The organism is Arcicella sp. GW458-12-2-14-TSB2, assembly GCF_059423785.1.
In genome coordinates this window covers 64,398-83,834 of sequence record NZ_JBWKYN010000003.1, presented here as the reverse complement: position 1 = coordinate 83,834, position 19,437 = coordinate 64,398, and the positions used below count along the sequence as shown (strand labels likewise).

At 36.3% G+C, this 19,437-nt stretch carries 14 protein-coding genes; 13 read left to right on the top strand and 1 reads right to left on the bottom strand.

Translation table 11 applies throughout. The annotated features are described in order from the left end of the window. Positions 1-157 precede the first annotated feature (157 nt). The 11 genes from cysS to AC07XN_RS00835 all read left to right on the top strand — a co-directional run bounded on the left by cysS (position 158) and on the right by AC07XN_RS00835 (position 15,552). Entirely contained in the window at positions 158-1,648 is a 1,491-nt protein-coding gene (gene cysS / locus AC07XN_RS00885) for a cysteine--tRNA ligase (protein ID WP_494741703.1), read from the top strand. Positions 1,649-1,686: 38 nt separating this feature from the next. After that, positions 1,687-2,475: a rhomboid family intramembrane serine protease gene (locus AC07XN_RS00880; RefSeq protein ID WP_309922345.1), complete on the top strand. Its 789-nt coding sequence runs from the start codon at positions 1,687-1,689 to the stop codon at positions 2,473-2,475. Positions 2,476-2,561: 86 nt separating this feature from the next. Further along, positions 2,562-3,473 (top strand): rhomboid family intramembrane serine protease, encoded by a 912-nt coding sequence (locus AC07XN_RS00875; protein ID WP_323247019.1) that lies wholly within the window; start codon positions 2,562-2,564, stop codon positions 3,471-3,473. A 199-nt stretch (positions 3,474-3,672) separates the two neighbouring features. Then, the gene (dxs, locus tag AC07XN_RS00870; RefSeq protein WP_494741702.1) at positions 3,673-5,634 is read left to right on the top strand and encodes a 1-deoxy-D-xylulose-5-phosphate synthase; all 1,962 of its coding nucleotides are present in this window, start codon (positions 3,673-3,675) and stop codon (positions 5,632-5,634) included. A gap of 76 nt (positions 5,635-5,710) precedes the next feature. Then, positions 5,711-6,106, top strand: coding sequence for a hypothetical protein (locus AC07XN_RS00865; RefSeq protein ID WP_323247022.1), 396 nt, complete (start codon positions 5,711-5,713; stop codon positions 6,104-6,106). A gap of 161 nt (positions 6,107-6,267) precedes the next feature. Continuing rightward, complete coding sequence (locus AC07XN_RS00860; protein WP_494741701.1) at positions 6,268-10,605, top strand: CusA/CzcA family heavy metal efflux RND transporter; 4,338 nt, start codon at positions 6,268-6,270, stop codon at positions 10,603-10,605. Then, positions 10,598-11,761 carry an efflux RND transporter periplasmic adaptor subunit gene (locus AC07XN_RS00855; protein WP_494741700.1) on the top strand — a complete coding sequence of 388 codons (1,164 nt, stop codon included), beginning with the start codon at positions 10,598-10,600 and terminating at the stop codon, positions 11,759-11,761. The genes AC07XN_RS00860 and AC07XN_RS00855 overlap by 8 nt, the downstream gene beginning before the upstream one ends. A 162-nt stretch (positions 11,762-11,923) precedes the next feature. After that, positions 11,924-12,370, top strand: coding sequence for a Rieske 2Fe-2S domain-containing protein (locus AC07XN_RS00850; protein ID WP_494741699.1), 447 nt, complete (start codon positions 11,924-11,926; stop codon positions 12,368-12,370). A 98-nt stretch (positions 12,371-12,468) separates the two neighbouring features. Further along, positions 12,469-13,380 carry a DUF5777 family beta-barrel protein gene (locus tag AC07XN_RS00845; RefSeq protein WP_309922365.1) on the top strand — a complete coding sequence of 304 codons (912 nt, stop codon included), beginning with the start codon at positions 12,469-12,471 and terminating at the stop codon, positions 13,378-13,380. Between the two features lies 1 nt (position 13,381). After that, entirely contained in the window at positions 13,382-13,924 is a 543-nt protein-coding gene (locus tag AC07XN_RS00840) for a YceI family protein (protein ID WP_494741698.1), read from the top strand. A 362-nt stretch (positions 13,925-14,286) separates the two neighbouring features. Then, complete coding sequence (locus AC07XN_RS00835) at positions 14,287-15,552, top strand: efflux RND transporter periplasmic adaptor subunit (RefSeq protein ID WP_494741697.1); 1,266 nt, start codon at positions 14,287-14,289, stop codon at positions 15,550-15,552. Here the strand turns inward: AC07XN_RS00835 and AC07XN_RS00830 are convergent. Next, a complete protein-coding gene (locus tag AC07XN_RS00830) occupies positions 15,504-15,902 on the bottom strand; it encodes a four helix bundle protein (protein ID WP_494741696.1) in 399 nt (132 codons plus the stop codon). The genes AC07XN_RS00835 and AC07XN_RS00830 overlap by 49 nt on opposite strands. Positions 15,903-16,161: 259 nt before the next feature. Here AC07XN_RS00830 and AC07XN_RS00825 point away from each other — a divergent pair, with 259 nt between their 5' ends. Both AC07XN_RS00825 and AC07XN_RS00820 read left to right on the top strand, forming a co-directional pair. Next, complete coding sequence (locus AC07XN_RS00825) at positions 16,162-16,839, top strand: ABC transporter ATP-binding protein (RefSeq protein ID WP_309922375.1); 678 nt, start codon at positions 16,162-16,164, stop codon at positions 16,837-16,839. A gap of 148 nt (positions 16,840-16,987) precedes the next feature. Then, positions 16,988-19,384 (top strand): ABC transporter permease, encoded by a 2,397-nt coding sequence (locus AC07XN_RS00820; RefSeq protein ID WP_494741695.1) that lies wholly within the window; start codon positions 16,988-16,990, stop codon positions 19,382-19,384. Positions 19,385-19,437 lie beyond the last annotated feature (53 nt).

The following is a 19,437-nucleotide window of genomic DNA, read 5'->3' as shown; positions in this document are numbered from 1 at the left end:
TCAATGAAATATTCTAAATTTCATTGATTGTTTCCCATTACTTTTTATCTAAATTATCCTCTCGCTCATTTTGGAACGAAAATTACTTCAATCCGTTATACTTTTATTAGTTTTGTAAAGTTTTAAGAAAATAATCACAGTAATACATTCTGAATTAATGCAACCCCTAAAGATATACAATACCCTCAGCAGAGAAAAAGAACTTTTTACGCCCATCAACGCTCCACATGTGGGAATGTATGTTTGTGGACCAACTGTATATAATTACGTTCACCTTGGAAATGTCCGTACGTTCTTAACTTTCGATATTCTCAATCGTTATCTAACTCATATTGGCTATAAAGTGCGTTATGTAAGAAACATTACGGACGTTGGTCACTTAGTGGGCGATGGTGATGAGGGTGAGGACAAAATTGGTAAAATGGCGAAGCTCGAAAAGCTTGAACCTATGGAAATTGTACAGCGTTATACCAACGATTTTCATAAGGTATTGCTACAATTCAACTTATTACCACCTAGTATCGAGCCATCTGCCACGGGGCATATCGTAGAACAAATAGAAACTACTAAATCTTTAATCGACAAAGGTTTGGCTTATGAATCGCAAGGTTCCGTATATTTTGATATTGCTCGCTACAATGCTGAAGGTGGAAATTACGGGAAACTTTCGGGAAGGGTTTTAGATGATTTATTAACGGAAACGCGTGATTTAGATGGCGTTGGAGAAAAGCGTAATCCATTAGATTTTGCTCTTTGGAAAAAAGCAGCACCAGAGCATTTAATGCGTTGGACTTCTCCTTGGGGCGATGGTTTTCCAGGGTGGCACTTGGAATGTACTTGCATGAGTACTAAATATTTAGGCGATACGTTCGACATTCATGGGGGCGGAATGGATTTAAAATTCCCACACCACGAATGTGAAATTGCCCAAGCCAAAGGAGTTAATGGCGTTGAACCTGTTCGCTATTGGATGCACGCTAATATGCTTACGGTGAACGGACAAAAAATGTCTAAATCACTTGGCAATTCGTTTTTACCTAGTGAATTGATTACAGGTTCACATCCATTATTAGACCAAGCCTATAGCCCAATGACCGTCCGTTTCTTCATGTTGCAGTCGCAATATAGAAGCACGCTTGATTTTTCAAACGAAGCCCTAAAGGCTGCTCAGAAAGGCTACAAGCGTTTAATTAATGGTTTAAGAATTATAAAAAATATCGAATATTTAGCTGATGATTCAATCGCAGTTGATGAAAAACACGTATTAGAAGTAGAGAAAGGTATTCAAGCTTGTTACGATGGTTTGAATGACGATTTAAATACAGCAGTTGCCATTGCAGGTTTATTTAATTTGGTAAAGAAAATAAACCAAATTTATATGGGTCAACTACAAACGGCACAGCTAGGAGAACAAGTTTTTACATCCTTAAAAGAAAGCTTTATCGCCATTATTGAAAATGTATTGGGTCTTATTGAAGAGCCTAACGAAAACATAGAGGCTTTTGCCAAAGGAATGCTTTCGTTATATCGTGAATACAAAGAGGCTAAACAATACGATAAGGTAGATGAAATAAGAGGTTACTTTAAAGCAAATGGGCTCGTTATCAAGGATATGAAAACTAAAATTGATTGGGCATACGAAGAATAGTCGTAAACTTAATTTCGCTTAATCTATAAATAATAAAAATGAGAACTCCGGGTTTAACGCCTATTGTTAGGGCATTGATGGCTATCAATATCATTGTATTTGGTGTTGAATATTTTGGTCATAAAGAGATGATTGTGTCGGTAATGGGGCTTCATTACTTTACTTCTGAGAAATTTTTACCCTTTCAGTTTTTAACATCTATTTTTGTTCATGCCGACCTGCGACATCTTTTCAACAATATGCTCGGATTGTTTTTCTTAGGGCCAATGTTGGAAATGTATTGGGGAGAAAAACGTTTTTTAACGTTCTTTTTAATAACAGGAATGGGGTCTGGCTTGTTATATATGGGATTGAAATATTATGATTATTCAACACTTGAAGCAGCCACAAGGGCATACATCGAACATCCAGACTTAAATCAGTTCAGTAAATTCCTGTATCAGTATTTTCCAGACGGAATACCTCATAATGCTTATGTACTAATTGAAGGGAATCCAAACAATATTACCGTACAGAATTCTGTTCTAATTGCACAAGAATGTTTGAGGTCTGTGTTGGATACTCCACTAATCGGAGCCTCTGGAGCAGTGTTTGGGGTGATGGCTGGCTTTGCTTTGCTTTTCCCTAATACAGAACTTATGCTTTTTTTACTTCCAATCCCAATAAAAGCAAAATATTTTGTAGCTTTATATGGACTATACGAGCTATATGCGGGGCTTAATAAAATGCCCGGTGATAATGTGGCGCATTTTGCCCACATTGGTGGAATGGTTTTTGCTTTTATACTTATTAAAATCTGGGGGAAAAATAGAAATTCTTTCTATTAAACGTACTAACATTTTGTTTTTCAATATGTTATATTGAAACATTGATAATTTTTGAGTAATATTAAAGTTTATAAAGGAATATAAAAATGAGTGGGATTTTAGATGACTTTAAAGATGCTTTTTCCAAGCGAAATAATGGTTTAATCCAGCTGATATGGCTGAATGTAGCTGTATATGTGGTGATGTTGCTGGTATTGATAAGTCTTACAATTTTCTTCAAAAAAGCTGAATTGTTCGACAATGCTTTGTCATACCTAAGCCTCACGCCGTCGTTAGGTACTTTTTTGTACCGCCCGTGGACGATTCTGACTTACTCATTTTTCCATTCTGTCAATCCCATTGCCCATCTATTACCTAATATGCTAATGCTCTATTGGTTTGGAGCAATCATTCAGGAGTTTTTGGGAAGCCGCAGGCTAATCAATCTATACATTCTGGGGGCAATCTTCGGAGGTATTTTTGCATTACTTACGTTCAACTTTATTCCTTATTACCAAACAGGCATCAATACTACTATCATTGGGGCTTCTGGCAGTGTAATGGCAATTATGTTTGCCGCGGCTACTCTTGCACCCGATTATACATTCTTCTTGTTTTTAATTGGTCCTGTTAAAATAAAATATATTGCCTTCTTCTTCTTTTTGATTTCATTGGCAGGTGCTATTGGCATCAACGCTGGCGGAGGTATTGTGCATTTGGGCGGAGCTTTGTTAGGTTATTTATATGTAAAACAATTGCAGGCAGGCAACGATTGGGGAACACCTATAGATGCTACGGTAGATTTTTTCAAAAGAATTGTGAATCGTACCGAAAAACCTAAAATCAAAGTGGCTTATCGCCAAAAAGAAACATCTTATAATAGCTCAAGTGTAGGTGTGGGCGTGGGCTATCCAGATGAAGACGAGGTAGATGCTATCCTAGATAAAATCTCACGTTCTGGCTACGAAAGTCTGACAAAAGAAGAAAAACAAAAGCTTTTTAAAGCTTCACAGAAGTAAAATTATAACCATTTTCATCAAAAAGGTCAAGTAGAAAATCTGCTTGACTTTTTTAATTAACACTAAGCTTAAAATATTTCCGTAAATTTGTTAGCTTGTTTCTAAGTTTCACCTTAGATTCTTTCTATATTTAACTTTCAGTCAAACATTTTAAGGATAAACAGGGTTATCTACTTACAATTTTCACTCGAAAAAACCCATGCAAATTATACCCGGAAAAATATTAGCCCAGATTAACACTCCCGAAGATTTGAGGAGGCGTAATCGCTCAGAATTGTTGCAAATTTGTGACGAACTACGTCAGTACATTATTGATGATGTATCGGTGTATGGTGGACATTTTGGGGCTTCACTTGGTGTGGTTGAGTTATCAGTAGCACTTCACTATGTCTTTAATACTCCTAACGACCAGTTAATATGGGATGTAGGACATCAGGCTTATGGGCATAAAATTCTGACGGGTCGTAGAGATAATTTTCATACCAATCGCCTATATGGTGGCATTTCGGGTTTTCCGAAACGCAAAGAAAGCAAATATGATGCTTTTGGTGTAGGGCATTCTTCTACTTCTATTTCGGCAGCCTTGGGGATGTCTGTAGCCTCTAATTATAAAGGAGAAACAGACCGCCAGCACATTGCCGTAATTGGGGATGGCTCAATGACGGCAGGGATGGCTTTTGAAGCGATGAATCATGCAGGTGACATTCCGAATAATATTATCATTATCTTGAACGATAATTGCATGGCGATTGACCCTAACGTGGGGGCTTTAAAAGAATATTTAACAGACATTACTACTTCGCATACTTATAACAGAGTAAAAGATGAAGTATGGAACCTGTTAGGCAAGATGTCAAAATTTGGCAAATCTGCTCAGGATATTGTTTCTAAAATAGAGAACGGACTGAAAGCTACTTTGCTGAAACAAAGCAATTTATTTGAATCTTTGAATTTACGATATTTCGGTCCTATTGATGGGCATGATGTAGAATATATGGTAACGGTGTTGAATGATTTGAAAAACATTCCTGGCCCTAAAATTTTACATTGTATTACCACAAAAGGCAAAGGTTATGCCTTGGCTGAAAAAGACCAAACCCTATGGCATGCCCCTGGGAAGTTTGATAAGATTACGGGCGAAATCAAAAAGAAATATTATTCTACGCCACAGCCTCCAAAATATCAAGATGTTTTTGGGCATACGCTTGTAGAATTAGCAGAGAAAAATCCGAAAATTATGGGTGTAACACCTGCAATGCCTTCGGGAAGCTCGCTTAATTTGATGATGAAAGTAATGCCAAACCGTGCTTTTGATGTAGGAATTGCCGAACAACATGCCGTTACTTTCTCGGCAGGGATGGCATCTCAAGGGCTCACGGTTTTCTGCAATATCTATTCAACGTTTATGCAACGTGCTTATGACCAAGTGATTCACGACGTGGCTATTCAGGAACTACCCGTTATTTTCTGTTTAGACCGTGCAGGTTTTGCGGGTGCCGATGGCCCTACGCATCATGGTGCTTATGATATTGCCTATATGCGTTGTATTCCGAACATGATAGTGTTTGCTCCGATGAATGAAAAGGAATTGAGAGACATCATGTTTACCGTTGCCGATGATGAATTCAAACAATTGAAAAGCTGTATATCTATTCGCTACCCACGTGGCGAAGGCGTTATGCCAGCATGGAAAACTGAATTTGAAAAAATTGAAATCGGTAAAGGACGCAAAATAAAAGATGGAGAAAAGGTGGCGATTCTTACGCTAGGTCATATTGGTAACTATGCTGTACAAGCTTGTGAAGTATTAGAAAAAGAAGGACTCAATCCAGCACATTATGATATGCGTTTTGTAAAACCTCTGGATGAAGAGATGCTCCACGAGATTTTCCAACATTTCGACAAAGTAATCACTGTTGAAGATGGTTGTATTCAAGGGGGCTTTGGTACAGCAGTTGCTGAATTTATGTTGGATAATAACTATTCAGCACAAATTAAGCGATTGGGTATTCCAGACAGAGTAGTTGAGCATGGTGAACAAATAGAGTTGCATCATGAATGTGGCTTTGACCCTGATGGAATTGCTGAAGCTGTTAGAAGTATTCTTGGTACAGAAAAGAACTATCAGAAAACAGATAATATTAAGGTAATTTTAAATTAGAACATTAAAAGAATAAACCAAAGGCGAATTAATTGTTCGCCTTTTTTATTTTCGCATTATTGACTACATTTGCTCAATGAAACAATTTACAGCCATATTGCTAAGTTTTGTCATCTTTGTTGGGAGTTTGTTCCCCAAAGCTGATGCTTTGCAGTTAGCCAAAGTTGGAGAATTAGTAAAACATTACAATCAACACAAAAACAGTTGGAATGAAAATATTAGCTTTCTAGAGTTTTTGGCAATGCACTATTCTGCTACGTCTAAACACTTCAAAACAGCAAAACATTCTCATTCAAATTTACCAAACCTGAATTCACATAATACTACAACGCTATGTGAACCTACGTTTGATAAAAAAATTGTCCTCCCCTTTGTTGCTATCTTCAAAGTTTTTTCTGAACCAAATTTTGTTTGGAAAAATTTCTATCGTTTCTCTATAGTGCAGACACTATTCAACCCTCCTCGATTCTAATTCCCTTAAGCAAAAAATCCGCTTTGCTATTTCTTATCATTCTTTCATCACGAAGTTTCCTTCGTGAAAATACCTTTATTTACAATAATGAGCTTTTCCCTTGACGGGATTACAAATTTTGATGTCTTAAAATTTGGGCTCTTCTTCTTGAAATACATACAATGATAGATTCAATCATTCGATTCAGCATATACAATAAGCTGACAATCGGCTTATTGGTATTGGCATTGGTGACGTGGGGTGGGATTTCCTTAACCCAGTTGACCATTGATGCCCTACCAGATATTACTTCAAATCAGGTACAAGTAATTACTCAATCGCCCGCTTTACCCGCATCTGAAGTAGAAAAATTCATTACTTATCCACTAGAAATCTCGTTAAGAACGGTTCCGAATACCAAAGAAATTCGTTCTATATCAAGAATGGGCTTATCGGTCATCACAGTCGTTTTTGATGATGATGTGCCTACTGAAAAAGCCAGACAACAAGTTTCAGAAAAACTCAGAGAAGCCGAACCAAATTTAATTCCTGGGGCTGGTCGCCCAGAGATGGCTCCTATTACAACAGGGCTTGGCGAATTTTATCAATACACCTTAGTAGTTGACCCCCAATTTAAAGATAAGTATTCGTTAGCCGACTTACGAACGCTTCAAGATTGGGTAGTTAAAAGACAGCTATTGGGCATAAAAGGAGTAGTTGAGGTAAGTTCTTTCGGCGGACATTTAAAGCAATACGAAGTTGCCATTAATCCTGAAAGGCTACGAGCAATGAACCTCAGCATTGCAGAAGTATTTCAGGCCTTACAAGATAACAATGCTAACTCGGGCGGTAGTTATATCGAAAAAGGGACAGATGCCTACTTTATCCGTTCGGAAGGTAGGGTAAATAGTTTGCAAGACATTGAAAATGTCGTTGTTACTACTCGTGCAGGTATTCCCGTATTGATTAGTGATGTTGCCAAAGTACAGTTCGGTCATGCTGTTCGTTATGGAGCGATGACTCGTAATGGCGAAGGCGAAGCGGTTGGAGCCGTTGTCCTATTACTAAAAGGAGAATCTGCTGAAAAAGTGGTTGTTAGTGTTAAAAAACGAGTTGAAGAAATTCAAAAGTCTTTACCAGAAGGCGTAAAAGTAGTATCATTTATTGATAGAAGTAAGCTTATCGACAAGTCTATTGGCACTGTTCAGAAAAATTTGATTGAAGGAGGTTTAATTGTAGTATTCATTTTGGTTTTACTCTTGGGCAACCTTAGGGCAGGGTTAGTGGTAGCATCGGTAATTCCTCTCTGCTTATTATTTTCTTTCGCACTTATGAACCTGTTTGGCGTTTCAGCCAATTTGATGTCGCTCGGTGCTATTGACTTTGGGTTGATTGTAGATGGGGCAGTTATCATTGTAGAAGCCGTTGTACATAGATTACATACACGCACAATTCCAGACAATCATAATGGAGAAGCATACGTACTTACTCAGAACGAGATGAATGAGTCAGTGTATGACTCAGCAGTAACCATCCGAAAATCGGCTGCCTTTGGTGAAATCATCATCTTGATTGTTTATTTTCCAATTCTTGCTCTCACGGGTATTGAAGGTAAAATGTTTAGACCAATGGCCGAAACTGTAAGTTTTGCTATTGTCGGAGCATTGATTTTATCGTTGACGTATGTGCCTATGATGTCGTCATTGTGTTTAAGCAAAAAGATTGACCATGCTGAAACGATTGCTGACAAAATTATCAACTTTTTGTACAGATTTTATCAACCAATCATCACTTGGTCATTAAACAAGAAAACGATTATTTTAAGTACTTCGCTGGCATTTTTTGTAGCAAGTTTATTCCTATTTGGTACTTTGGGAGGTGAATTTATTCCAGAATTAAACGAAGGCGATTTTGCTGTAGAAACAATACTGCATAGCAATGCTTCCTTAACACAGAGTGTGAATTCGAATACCGAAGCACAAAAACTTTTACTTCGTGAATTTCCCGACGAAATCGAGCAAGTAGTATCCAGAATTGGGTCATCCGAAATTCCTACAGATCCAATGGGTATTAATGCCTGCGACTTAATTATCGATTTGAAAGACGCTAAAGTGTGGAAAAAAGCAGAAACCATGGAAGAGCTTGCACAGAAAATGGATGATGCTTTGAAAGATATTCCGGGTGTAACTTTTGAATTTACACAGCCCATCCAAATGCGTTTCAATGAATTGATTGCAGGAACAAAATCGGATGTGGCGATTAAAGTTTTTGGAGAAGACCTTGATGTTTTGTTCCAGAAAGCACAGGAAATTGCCCAAAAGATACATCAAGTACAAGGTATTGCAGATTTAAAGGTACAACAAATAGATGGCGTACCACAGATGGTAGTGACTTACGACCGTCAGAAAATTGCCCAATATGGTTTAAAAATCAGTACCCTGAATACGTTGCTGAAATCAGCTTTTGCTGGTGAAGAAGCAGGTGTTGTTTATGAAGGTGAAAAACGCTTTAGTTTAGTTATCCGTTTGGATTCATCATACCGCAAGGACATCCAAAATATCAGAGATTTATATTTGGATTTACCCAACGGCGGAAAAGTTCCATTTGCGGAAGTAGCCAAAATTGATTACAAAGATGCCCCCTCTGAAATTACAAGAGATAATGCACGTCGTAGAATTTCAATAGGGATTAACGTTCGTAACCGTGATGTAGAAAGTTTGGTGAAAGAGGTGCAAAGCATTATAGACAAAAAAGTAAAACTGCCCGTTGGATATACTATAGAATATGGAGGTGCTTTCGAAAACCTACAAGCAGCTAAAAGTCGCTTGTTTATAGCTGTGCCTGTGGCACTTTTCTTGATTTTTGCACTTTTATACTTCACTTTCAATTCTTTTGTAGAAGCCCTGATTGTATTTGTCGCCATTCCACTTTCGGCGATTGGTGGTATTTTATCACTTTGGCTTCGTGATATGCCTTTCTCGGTTTCAGCTGGCATTGGTTTTATTGCACTTTTTGGGGTAGCAGTTTTAAACGGTATCGTACTGATTTCATACTTCAAAATCCTTGAAAAAGAAGGCATAAAAAACATTAATGACCGAATTTTAGAAGGTACTAAAACACGTTTCAGACCCGTAATGATGACGGCGGCTGTGGCGTCTATGGGCTTTTTACCAATGGCGCTGAGCCATTCGCCCGGTGCGGAAGTACAAAGACCTTTGGCAACCGTAGTAATTGGTGGGTTGATTACAGCCACTATCCTGACTTTGGTAGTACTCCCTGTTATTTATAGTCTGGTTTTTAATAGAATACCTAAAACGCCCAAAGGCAAAGGTATAGCCACTGTTATTGTGCTATTATTGATAAGTACTACCACTTTTGCACAAAACAATACACCACAGACATTACAAATGTGTATTGATAAGGCTATTCAGCAGAACCAAAACTTAAAGATTTCTACCCTAGAAATCAAAGGAAATCAGACATTGGTAAAAACTGCTCGGGAATTGCCAAAAACAAGTTTTGATGCGCAGTACGGTCGTACACAAGTGTTTGATGGCAATGATGTCACCTTTTCAGTAGGGCAAGCTTTCGCTTTGCCGAGTTTATATAAAGCCCAAGAAAACCTGTTAAAAGGTAATGTTTTAACGGCTGAAAAGCGTGCTAGATTAACTAAAACACAATTGATTGGTGAGGTTAAAAGCATCTACTTTCAGATTCTATATACTAATCAATTCATCAAATTGCTTCAGCAACAAGACAGCCTTTATCAAAGTGCATTCAAAGCAGCCTCTGTACGGTATAAAACTGGTGAAACGGATTTGTTGGAGAAAGTATCTTCAGAAACACGATTAAGAGAAATACAAAATCATATTGAGCAGATAAAAGCTGATGAGCAAAATCTGTATCAAAGCCTACAATTTTTGATGAATACTCGTGAAAACTTCGTGATTGATTATAGCATTGATACGCAAAAAACACTCTTATTGAGCGATGCTCAGTTAGCCTCAAATCCTTTCTTGGAAATCATCAAACAGCAAAGCGAGGTAAGCAAATTACAAACCAATTTGGAACAACAACGGTTGAAGCCAGATGTAAGAGTAGCATTGACCAACCAAAGTATTGAAAAACATTTCAATCAAAATTATGTACAAGTGGGCATCAATGTACCGATATTCACGAAGGCTCAGCAAGCAAGAATCAGTGCTTCTAAAATCAATGAAGAGGTAATCAATCAGCAATATCAGTATGCTGAAAATCAACTACAAAGTCAGCTAAATTCCTTAAAAATTCAGTTCGAAAAAGCTGATAAGTCTTTGAATTATTATAAAAATTCAGCGATTCCACAAGCCGATTTAATAGCCAAAACGGCCACTAAAAGCTATCAGGCTGGTGAGATAGAATATGTAGAATTTGTGCAGAATATCACACAAGCTTGGCAAATCAAAGAAAAGCATCTAGCTGAATTGCAAAATTTCAACCAAATTATTATCAACATCGAAACATTAATCGGAAATGAATAATTCTCAAAAATATTATATCAATACACTTCAAAAGTGTGTTGTGATTGCCTTTATTTTTTTAATAAATGTATCTTGTTCTAAACCAAAAGAAGAAGAACAGGAGAATAGTGATAAAAAAACAGACATCTTAACATTATCTGCTGAACAGGTAAAAAATGCTCATTTAGTATTGGGGGCTTTTGATAAAACCACTATTTCAGATGAAATAAAAGCCAATGGTATAGTAGATGTCCCACCCATGAATATGGCATCGGTAAGTATTCCTATTACTGGTTATGTAAAAAGCACCAATACTCTTCCGGGCTCTCCTATTAAAAAAGGAGGAGTTTTAGCCACTATTTACAGCATGGATTATATCCAATTGCAACAAGATTATTTACAGGCTGTAAGTCGCCTAAAATTCTTGGAACAAGAATTAGAACGCCAGAATGTACTAAGTAAAGAAGATATAGGTGCTAAAAAGAAATTGCAACAAGCTGATTCAGAGGTATCTTCTATGAAAGCCCAGACCAAAGCTTTAGCGTTAAAACTTGAATTGATAGGTTGTTCGATAGAAAAACTAAAAAAAGGGCAACTTTCGTCTTCTATCAATATTACTTCACCCATCGAAGGTTATATCAAAACAGCCAATGTATCTATTGGTAAAAACGTTGCTCCTACTGATGTATTATTTGAAATCGTAGGAAATACGCATAAACACATAGAACTAAAAGTTTTTGAAAATGACATCAATAAAATAAAAATAGGACAAAAAATAGTAGTCGAGCATCCTACTTTCTCTGAAAAACCTATGATAGCTACTGTATTTCTGGTAGGTAAGAACGTAGAAGCCGACAGCAAAACCATTAATATTCACGGGCATATTGATGATGAAATAATGGAAAGCAAACTTACTGTGGGGCAATATGTAAATACTAAAATTTTTACAGGAAAGCGAATGGTGAATACATTACCCGAAACTGCCGTTGTAATACATAATAATGGTGGCTTTATTTTTATACAAACCAAAGAAAATACTTTTCAACAAATTCCTGTCAAAATTGGGACTACTGAAAAAGGCAATATTGAAGTGTTTACTGAAAAAAATATTGATAATCAGCAAATTGTAAAACAAGGTGCTTCTATTTTACAAGCTATGTTAGCTAGTTCGGAATAAAGTAAAAATTAATTAATTCTATTGGACGCAACCATTTAGAACTAAGTCCTGTATATCTCAATATATGATAAAAATCATATAAACATTCTTATTAAGATTATATACTTAACAGATTCTAATCGTTGTACCAAAGTGAACTTTTTCAATTAATTATTACAAATTATGAATACTATAGAAGAAAAAATGAATCGCCTTACTTTTCTAAAACAATTAGGTTTAACAGGAGCAAGCTTAATGGCTGTTTACTGCGGAGTAACCTTGACTTCCTGTACTAATGAAGGAGATATAGCAGGGCCACTACCTACTGGCGGTATAACCTTTGATTTATCGGCAACTGCTAATGCAGCCTTACTAACAAAGGGAGGATATGTTGTGGATAGAACCAATAATATCGTTGTGGCTTATACTAATGTTGGTACTTACGTTGCTGTAACCCTTATTTGTAGCCATGAAGGACAAAAGAAAATCACCTATGCAACTGATAAATTCTACTGTACTGAACACGGAGCAACTTTCGATAACAGCGGCAAAGGCACAAATAGCAATGGTAGTGGTGGCTTAAGAACTTATACTGTTACGCAAAGCGGGACAATTTTAACGGTAAGCTAGACCCTACTACCAAAAATTACGTATGTCTTTAATGACAGTAAACTACGGAATGGCTTCATGAAATATTGAAAGCCATTTCGTTTAAAAAAATCAACATTATGAAAAAATATCTATTAGTATTCAGTTTCCTATTGAGTTTCCAAAGCTTTTGTCAGGATGACTTAATGGATATGCTTAATAAGCAAAGTGAGAAGCAAACGGAATACACTACCGCCACATTTAAGGCTACGCGTTTAATCAATGGACAAACTATTGAAACTGTTAGTAAAAATCATCTTAATTTTTGGATCTCTCATAGATTTGGAGCTGTAAATTCTGGTTTCATTGATAATTTTTTCGGATTAGACGAAGCACGTATCAGACTGGGATTAGAATATGGTTTAAGTGATAACCTAACTATTGGTTTAGGTAGAAGTTCACAAGAAAAAACGTATGATTATTATCTAAAGTATAAAGCTATTCGCCAGTCTAACCATGTCCCAGTTACAGTTACAGGTTACCTAAGTGGTGCTACCAATACTATGATTACGGGTTATACACTTCCGTCAGGGTCAACACTTAAGTTTAATGATAACCTTGATCGTCAGACATACTGTGGACAAATACTAATTGCCCGTAAATTCAGCGAAAAACTATCATTACAAGTCATGCCTACCATTATTCATTTCAATAAAACGGAGGTTGCAGACATGAAAAGCGAAGTGTTGTCATTAGGTTTTGGAGGAAGATACAAACTTTCTAAAAGGCTTAGTTTAAATGCTGAATATTACCTCACCGACCATGGCAATAGCAGTGTTTCTAGCAAATACCACAATTCTTTAGCCATCGGTTTTGACATTGAAACAGGCGGACACGTATTCCAGCTACATTTCACAAATTCTAGAGGAATGATTGAACGCCACTTTATTGCACAAACCCTAGGACAGTGGAGTAATGCTGATATTTTTTATGGGTTCAATATTTCCAGAACATTTAGTTTTGATGGAAAATCAAACAAAAAAAAGAATTAATATGAAAAATCACTTCCTTACATTTATTGGTGCTTTGTTGATAAGTCAAGCGAGTTACGCACAGTTATTTTATACGCAAACAGGCAAAACCAGCTTTTTCTCTAAAACGCCTTTAGAAGATATTTCAGCAGTAAACAGTGCTGTTTCATCTATTTTAAACACGACTACCAACGATATTGCTGTCAGAATGAACATTAATCAATTCAAATTTCCGAATAGGTTAATGGAAGAACACTTTAACGAAAACTATTTAGAATCTGAGAAATTTCCTGCGGCAACATTCAAAGGTAAAATCGCAGAGAGGATAGATTTCACAAAAGAGGGCAGCTATGACGTATCGGTAAAGGGTTTCATGATGATTCATGGAGTAACCAAAGAAAAAACCATTACTGGAAAACTAACAGTTGGAAAAGAAGGTATTACAGTAGATTCAAATTTTGAAATTGCTTTAGTTGATTACAAAATAGATGTACCTAAATTAGTATGGGAAAAAATTGCTGAGAAAATAGCCGTGAAAAATAATTTTACCTTGATAAAAAAGTAAGATATTTCATAAAATGAAGCTTTTGAATCAGCTTTTGAGTTAAGAATAACACCATGTTCTTAATTCAAAAGCTGATTTTTTTATTGTTAAAAAACATCGCATATCATTTTCACTAAATACTCCCTCTCTTAATTGGTTAATCAAGAGAATCCTTCTCATTTTTAAAACTATATTCCCCTTCTTATCCTTTGTTCATTTCCGAACAAAAAGTGTATCATTTCCGAACACTTTTTAACAAAAACACAACACAATCTTCTCATTATCAATAATTTACATATTTGGCATTATCTTCTCAATAAATTGTTCAAACAGAATGATTAAATGATGAAACACATCTAATCTTATTAATTAATTTCAATACAATGGATAGAGTAATCGAAAAAAACAAATGGTCGGCAAAACGCATTCTTCCTTGGGTAGGGGGCGTGGCAATAGTTGGCCTGATTGCAGCAAGTTATTTCAATACCACAGGTAAAAGTAAATTGAATGTGGATGAAGGCAAAATTATGATTTCGGAAGTAAGCAAAGGAAGCTTCCAAGAGATTATTCCTATCAATGGTATTGTTTTACCTATTCAAACTATCTATTTGGATGCTAGTGAGGGTGGTAGAGTAGAAGAACTTTTTGTGGAAGATGGCGCTATTGTGAAAAAAGACCAGCCTTTATTAAAATTATCTAACACAGACCTTGAGCTAGACCTTGCCAATCGTGAAACTTCTGTTTTTCAGTTGATTACTCAAATGCAGTACACTCAAAATTTGGCTCGTGAAAACACCATTCGTCAGCAAGCTAATTTAGCCGATATTGATAATGCATTGTTAGAAGCTAAAAGAGTATATGATTTGAACAACCGTTTACATAAAGAGAAAGTGATTTCTGAACAAGATTATAAATCATCTCTAAACCTTTATAACTATAATCTTCGCCGTAAAGCTTTGATTGAAAAAACGTTAAAACAAGATTCAATCACAACGGCAACTCAATTAACACAAATGAAAGAGACGGTGGCTCGTACGCAAGAAACGTTGAAGTTGATGCGTAAGAAAGCTTCTGATTTAGTAGTAAAAGCTCCTGTGGCTGGTCAGCTTACTTCAAGAAATGCGGAGGTTGGTGAAAACAAAGTACGTGGTGTAAGGTTAGGACAAATCGATGTGTTGAGCGGTTTTAAAGTACGTGCTGATATTGATGAACACTACATTTCAAGAGTATTCATTGGTTTAACAGGCGAGTTTACAATTTCAGACAAAACGTATAAGCTACGCGTTAAGAAAGTTTATTCACAAGTAACCAATGGACGTTTTCAAGTGGATATGGAATTTATAGGAACACCACCAAGCGATATACGTCGTGGACAAACTTTACAAGTACGTTTATCATTGAGCGACCAAACGCAGGCTGTTTTATTAGCAAAAGGTGGATTCTATCAACAAACTGGCGGAAACTGGATTTTCAAAGTGGGTGAAAACGGAGAAAAAGCGTATAAAGTAGATATCCAATTGGGTCGTCAAAATCCTGAATACTATGAAGTTTTGGAAGGCTTAAAACCAGGTGATAAAGTAGTAACATCTAGTTATGAAAACTATGGGGATATGCAGGAGTTGGTTATAAAGAAGGAGAGTAAGCAATAAGCTATCAGCTTTGAGCCATATCCATAAAGCATTTTTCTAATTTCGTTTACTTTATCATTAAGAAAATCATGACTTTGTATGCTGATGTAGTTTAAATCTTTCGCTAATAATAATTGATACTCTAACTCAGAGGCAGACCCTTTAGCGATTGTTAAATACCGATTGAACTCGATATTACTTTCTCTACCACAGCCTTCGGCAATATTGGTAGGAATTGATGAAGAAGAACGTCGCATTTGGCTAGTTAGCCCATAAAGTTCATCCTTAGGAAAAAGAGTAGTTGTTTTATAAATTTCTAAGGTAAGTAAATGGCTTTTTTGCCACACTTGTAGTTTTTTAAAATCTCTCATTGTAGTATTTTTTAGGTATAAGCATTGAGTTGAATTTGGCATTAAAAACTCAGTACTGAAAGCTAATTTAACAATAATTCATAAAGCAATAATTACTAAAAACAAAAATTAGAAACTAAATAGTACATAACTAAAACTCATTGCTCAAAGCTCAAGGCTGAAAGCTAATTGAAATCAAAAACTAAAATTACATAGCTAAAACTCACTGCTTAAAGCTCAAGGCTCATAGCTCACAGCTCAAGGCTAAAAATCTAAAACCATGTTAAAAATTACAGACTTAGAAAAGATTTACCGTACTGAAGACATCGAAACGGTTGCTTTAAATAAACTTTCATTAGAAGTAAAGAAAGGTGAATTTGTAGCCATCATGGGCCCTTCGGGTTGTGGTAAATCCACTTTATTAAATATCATTGGAATGTTGGACGATGCCGAGAAAGGTAGCTTTATGTTCAATGGAGAAGAAATCATTCATTTCAACGAGCGCCGCCGTGCTGACCTCCGCAAACGTAATATTGGTTTCGTGTTCCAGTCTTTCAACTTGATTGACGAACTAACAGTGTATGAAAATGTAGAATTACCGCTTTTATACTTGGGTGTTGATGCCGCCGAACGCAAACAAAAAGTAGAAGCTGTATTAGAAAAAGTACAAATTATGCACCGTAGAAACCACTTCCCACAACAATTATCGGGTGGTCAGCAACAGCGTTGTGCTGTAGCACGTGCCGTGGTAAATACACCAAAGTTAATCTTAGCCGATGAACCTACAGGTAACTTGGACTCTACGAATGGTAATGAAGTAATGCAGTTATTAACTGAACTAAACGAAGCAGGTACAACTGTCATCATGGTGACTCACTCTGAACACGATGCTCGTTATGCACACAGAATCATCCGTTTGCTAGATGGTAAAGTTGTAATGGAGAATATTTTGGGATAAAGAAAGCTATGAGCCGTGAGCTTTGAGCGGTGAGATAGCGTGCTTTTGATATAATTTCAATTCTTTTCTAAAATATCAGCTGTTCAGTTATTTGTAAAAGCTCGTAGCTCAAAGCTCATTGCTGACAGCTAAAAAAACCTTTAAAACCATGCTAAAGAATTATATAAAAATAGCTTTTCGCAATCTTTTGAGAAACAAAAGTTATGCTTTTATCAACATTGCGGGTTTGTCTTTAGGGCTTACTTGTGCAATGTTGATTTTCGCCTTAGTTCGCTACCATTTCAGTATTGATAAACATCACAGCAAATATGAAAATACTTACAGAATTGTAAGTGAATTTGTTTCGAGAGAGGGGGGTGAGAACTTCCATTCTCCGGGTGTTCCTTATCCATTAGGAAAAGCCGTTTTAACAGATTTTCCTGACATAGAAAACCTTTCAATGACAGAACTACAAGAAAATTTTTTTGTAGCTATTTCATCTAAAAATGGCGAAGACAAAAAATTTAAAGAAACAGGCGAAGGTGCTTTTGTTGAACCTTCTTTCTTTAAAATTTTTGATTATGAATGGCTTCAGGGTGGTTTTGAAGAGCTAAAAAATCCTAATACGGTTGTTATCAGCGAAAAAAATGCTTTGAAATACTTCGGCTCAACGGATGTTATTGGCAAAATCATCAAACACAATGGTCGTTTGAGCCTTAAAATCGTTGGCGTTTTCAAAGATTATAAAGACAATACCGATTTTGCCTACGAAGTAATGCCCTCTTATGCAAGTTTGAAAGAATATTATGGTTCTATCAACGATAATTTTGGAAGTACAAATAGCAGTACTCGTTGTGTCGTTTCATTAAATGAAAAATTCACAAAAGCCAATTGGGATAAACAAATGCCTGCTTTTGTGAAAAAATATAATCCTGACGAAGTAAAATACACTCACTATGTAATGCAACCTTTGAAAGAAATTCACTTTTCAGAAGACTATGGTGGCATCAACAAAAACCTTATTTTATCACTCTTTGCGATTGGCATTTTCTTGATTATCACTGCAAGTATCAACTTCGTCAATTTAGCAACGGCTCAAGCTTTGAAACGTTCTAAAGAAGTAGGTGTACGCAAAGTTTTGGGAAGTTCAAAGGCACAATTGTTTTGGCAATTTATGGCAGAAACAGCCATGATTACGATTGCCTCTCTGTTGATTTCAATTGTATTATTTCAATTTGGAGAGAAAATCGCTCGTGAGTACTTAGATGGAGCATTCAAATTCACTTTCTACTTCGATACCTCTGTTATCCTGTATGTTACGCTTATTATTCTTGCCGTTATTGTACTTTCTGGAGCGTACCCAGCTTTGGTATTGGCAGGTTTTCAGCCCGTAATGGCTTTGAAAGGTAAAATTTCAACGCAACAAGTAGGTGGTTTTTCTGTAAGAAGAAGTTTGGTAGTAGTTCAGTTTGCCATTTCTCAAATGCTAATTATTGGCATGGCAGTCGTAACAAGCCAATTATCGTATTTCCAAAATAAAGATATAGGTTTCAAAAAAGAATCTATCCTAACTATTAGTCTTCCTTTTATGCCGAAGCAAGATGTTGTCAAAATGAATACCTTCAAGAATTTGGTTTCGGCTGTTCCTGATGCAGAAAAAATCAGTTTTTCAATGTCGGGGCCTCCACAATCTGGTTGGGTAAATAGTACAAGTTTAAGATTTGATAATCGTGCAGAAGACGAAAAATGGAGTACTCATGTCAAAAGCATTGACGCTAATTATTTAGATTTATACGGTATAAAATTAGTAGCTGGACGTAACCTTTACCCTTCTGATTCTATCAGAGAAGTAGTAGTAAATGAAGCTTTTGCGAAAAAGCTTAACTTCAAAGACCCAGCAAAAATTATCGGTAAAAAAATAGAAGCAAGAGGCAGAAATGTAGAAATCGTAGGCGTAGTAAAAGACTTTCACCAACAGTCGCTCGCCCAAACGATTGAACCTTTATACATGACTACCTTGGCTACCAATTACTATTTTGTTAATGTTAAATTGCGTTCGGCTAATTTTCAAAAAGCAATAAAAACTTTAGAAAAAACCTTTAATCAAGTATATCCAGAAAGTTACTTCAATCATCAATTTGTGGATGAAGCCATTCAAAGAGCCTATCAGGAAGAAGAAACAATGGGCAAACTGATTAATTTCTTTGCTTTAGTGGCTATCCTAATTGGTTGCTTAGGGCTTTACGGATTGGTATCATTCATGGCTACTCAGAAAACCAAAGAAATCGGTATCAGGAAAGTATTAGGCGCAAGTGTTGGAAATATCTTGGCACTATTCGGAAAAGAATTCGCACAGCTAATCATCATCGCATTTGTCATCGCTGCCCCAGCAGCTTGGTGGATAATGAACGGTTGGTTACAAAACTATGAATACAGAATTAGCATAGGCGCAGGTATATTCTTACTTTCAATAGGTACTACCATTTTAATTGCCAGCATTACAGTCGGCTACCGCTCTATTCGTGCATCGTTGGCTAACCCTGTAAAAAGTTTAAGAACAGAATAATTTGAATTGGGAGTTTTGAATGCAGCGTGAAGCGTATTTTTTTTCCGAAATTC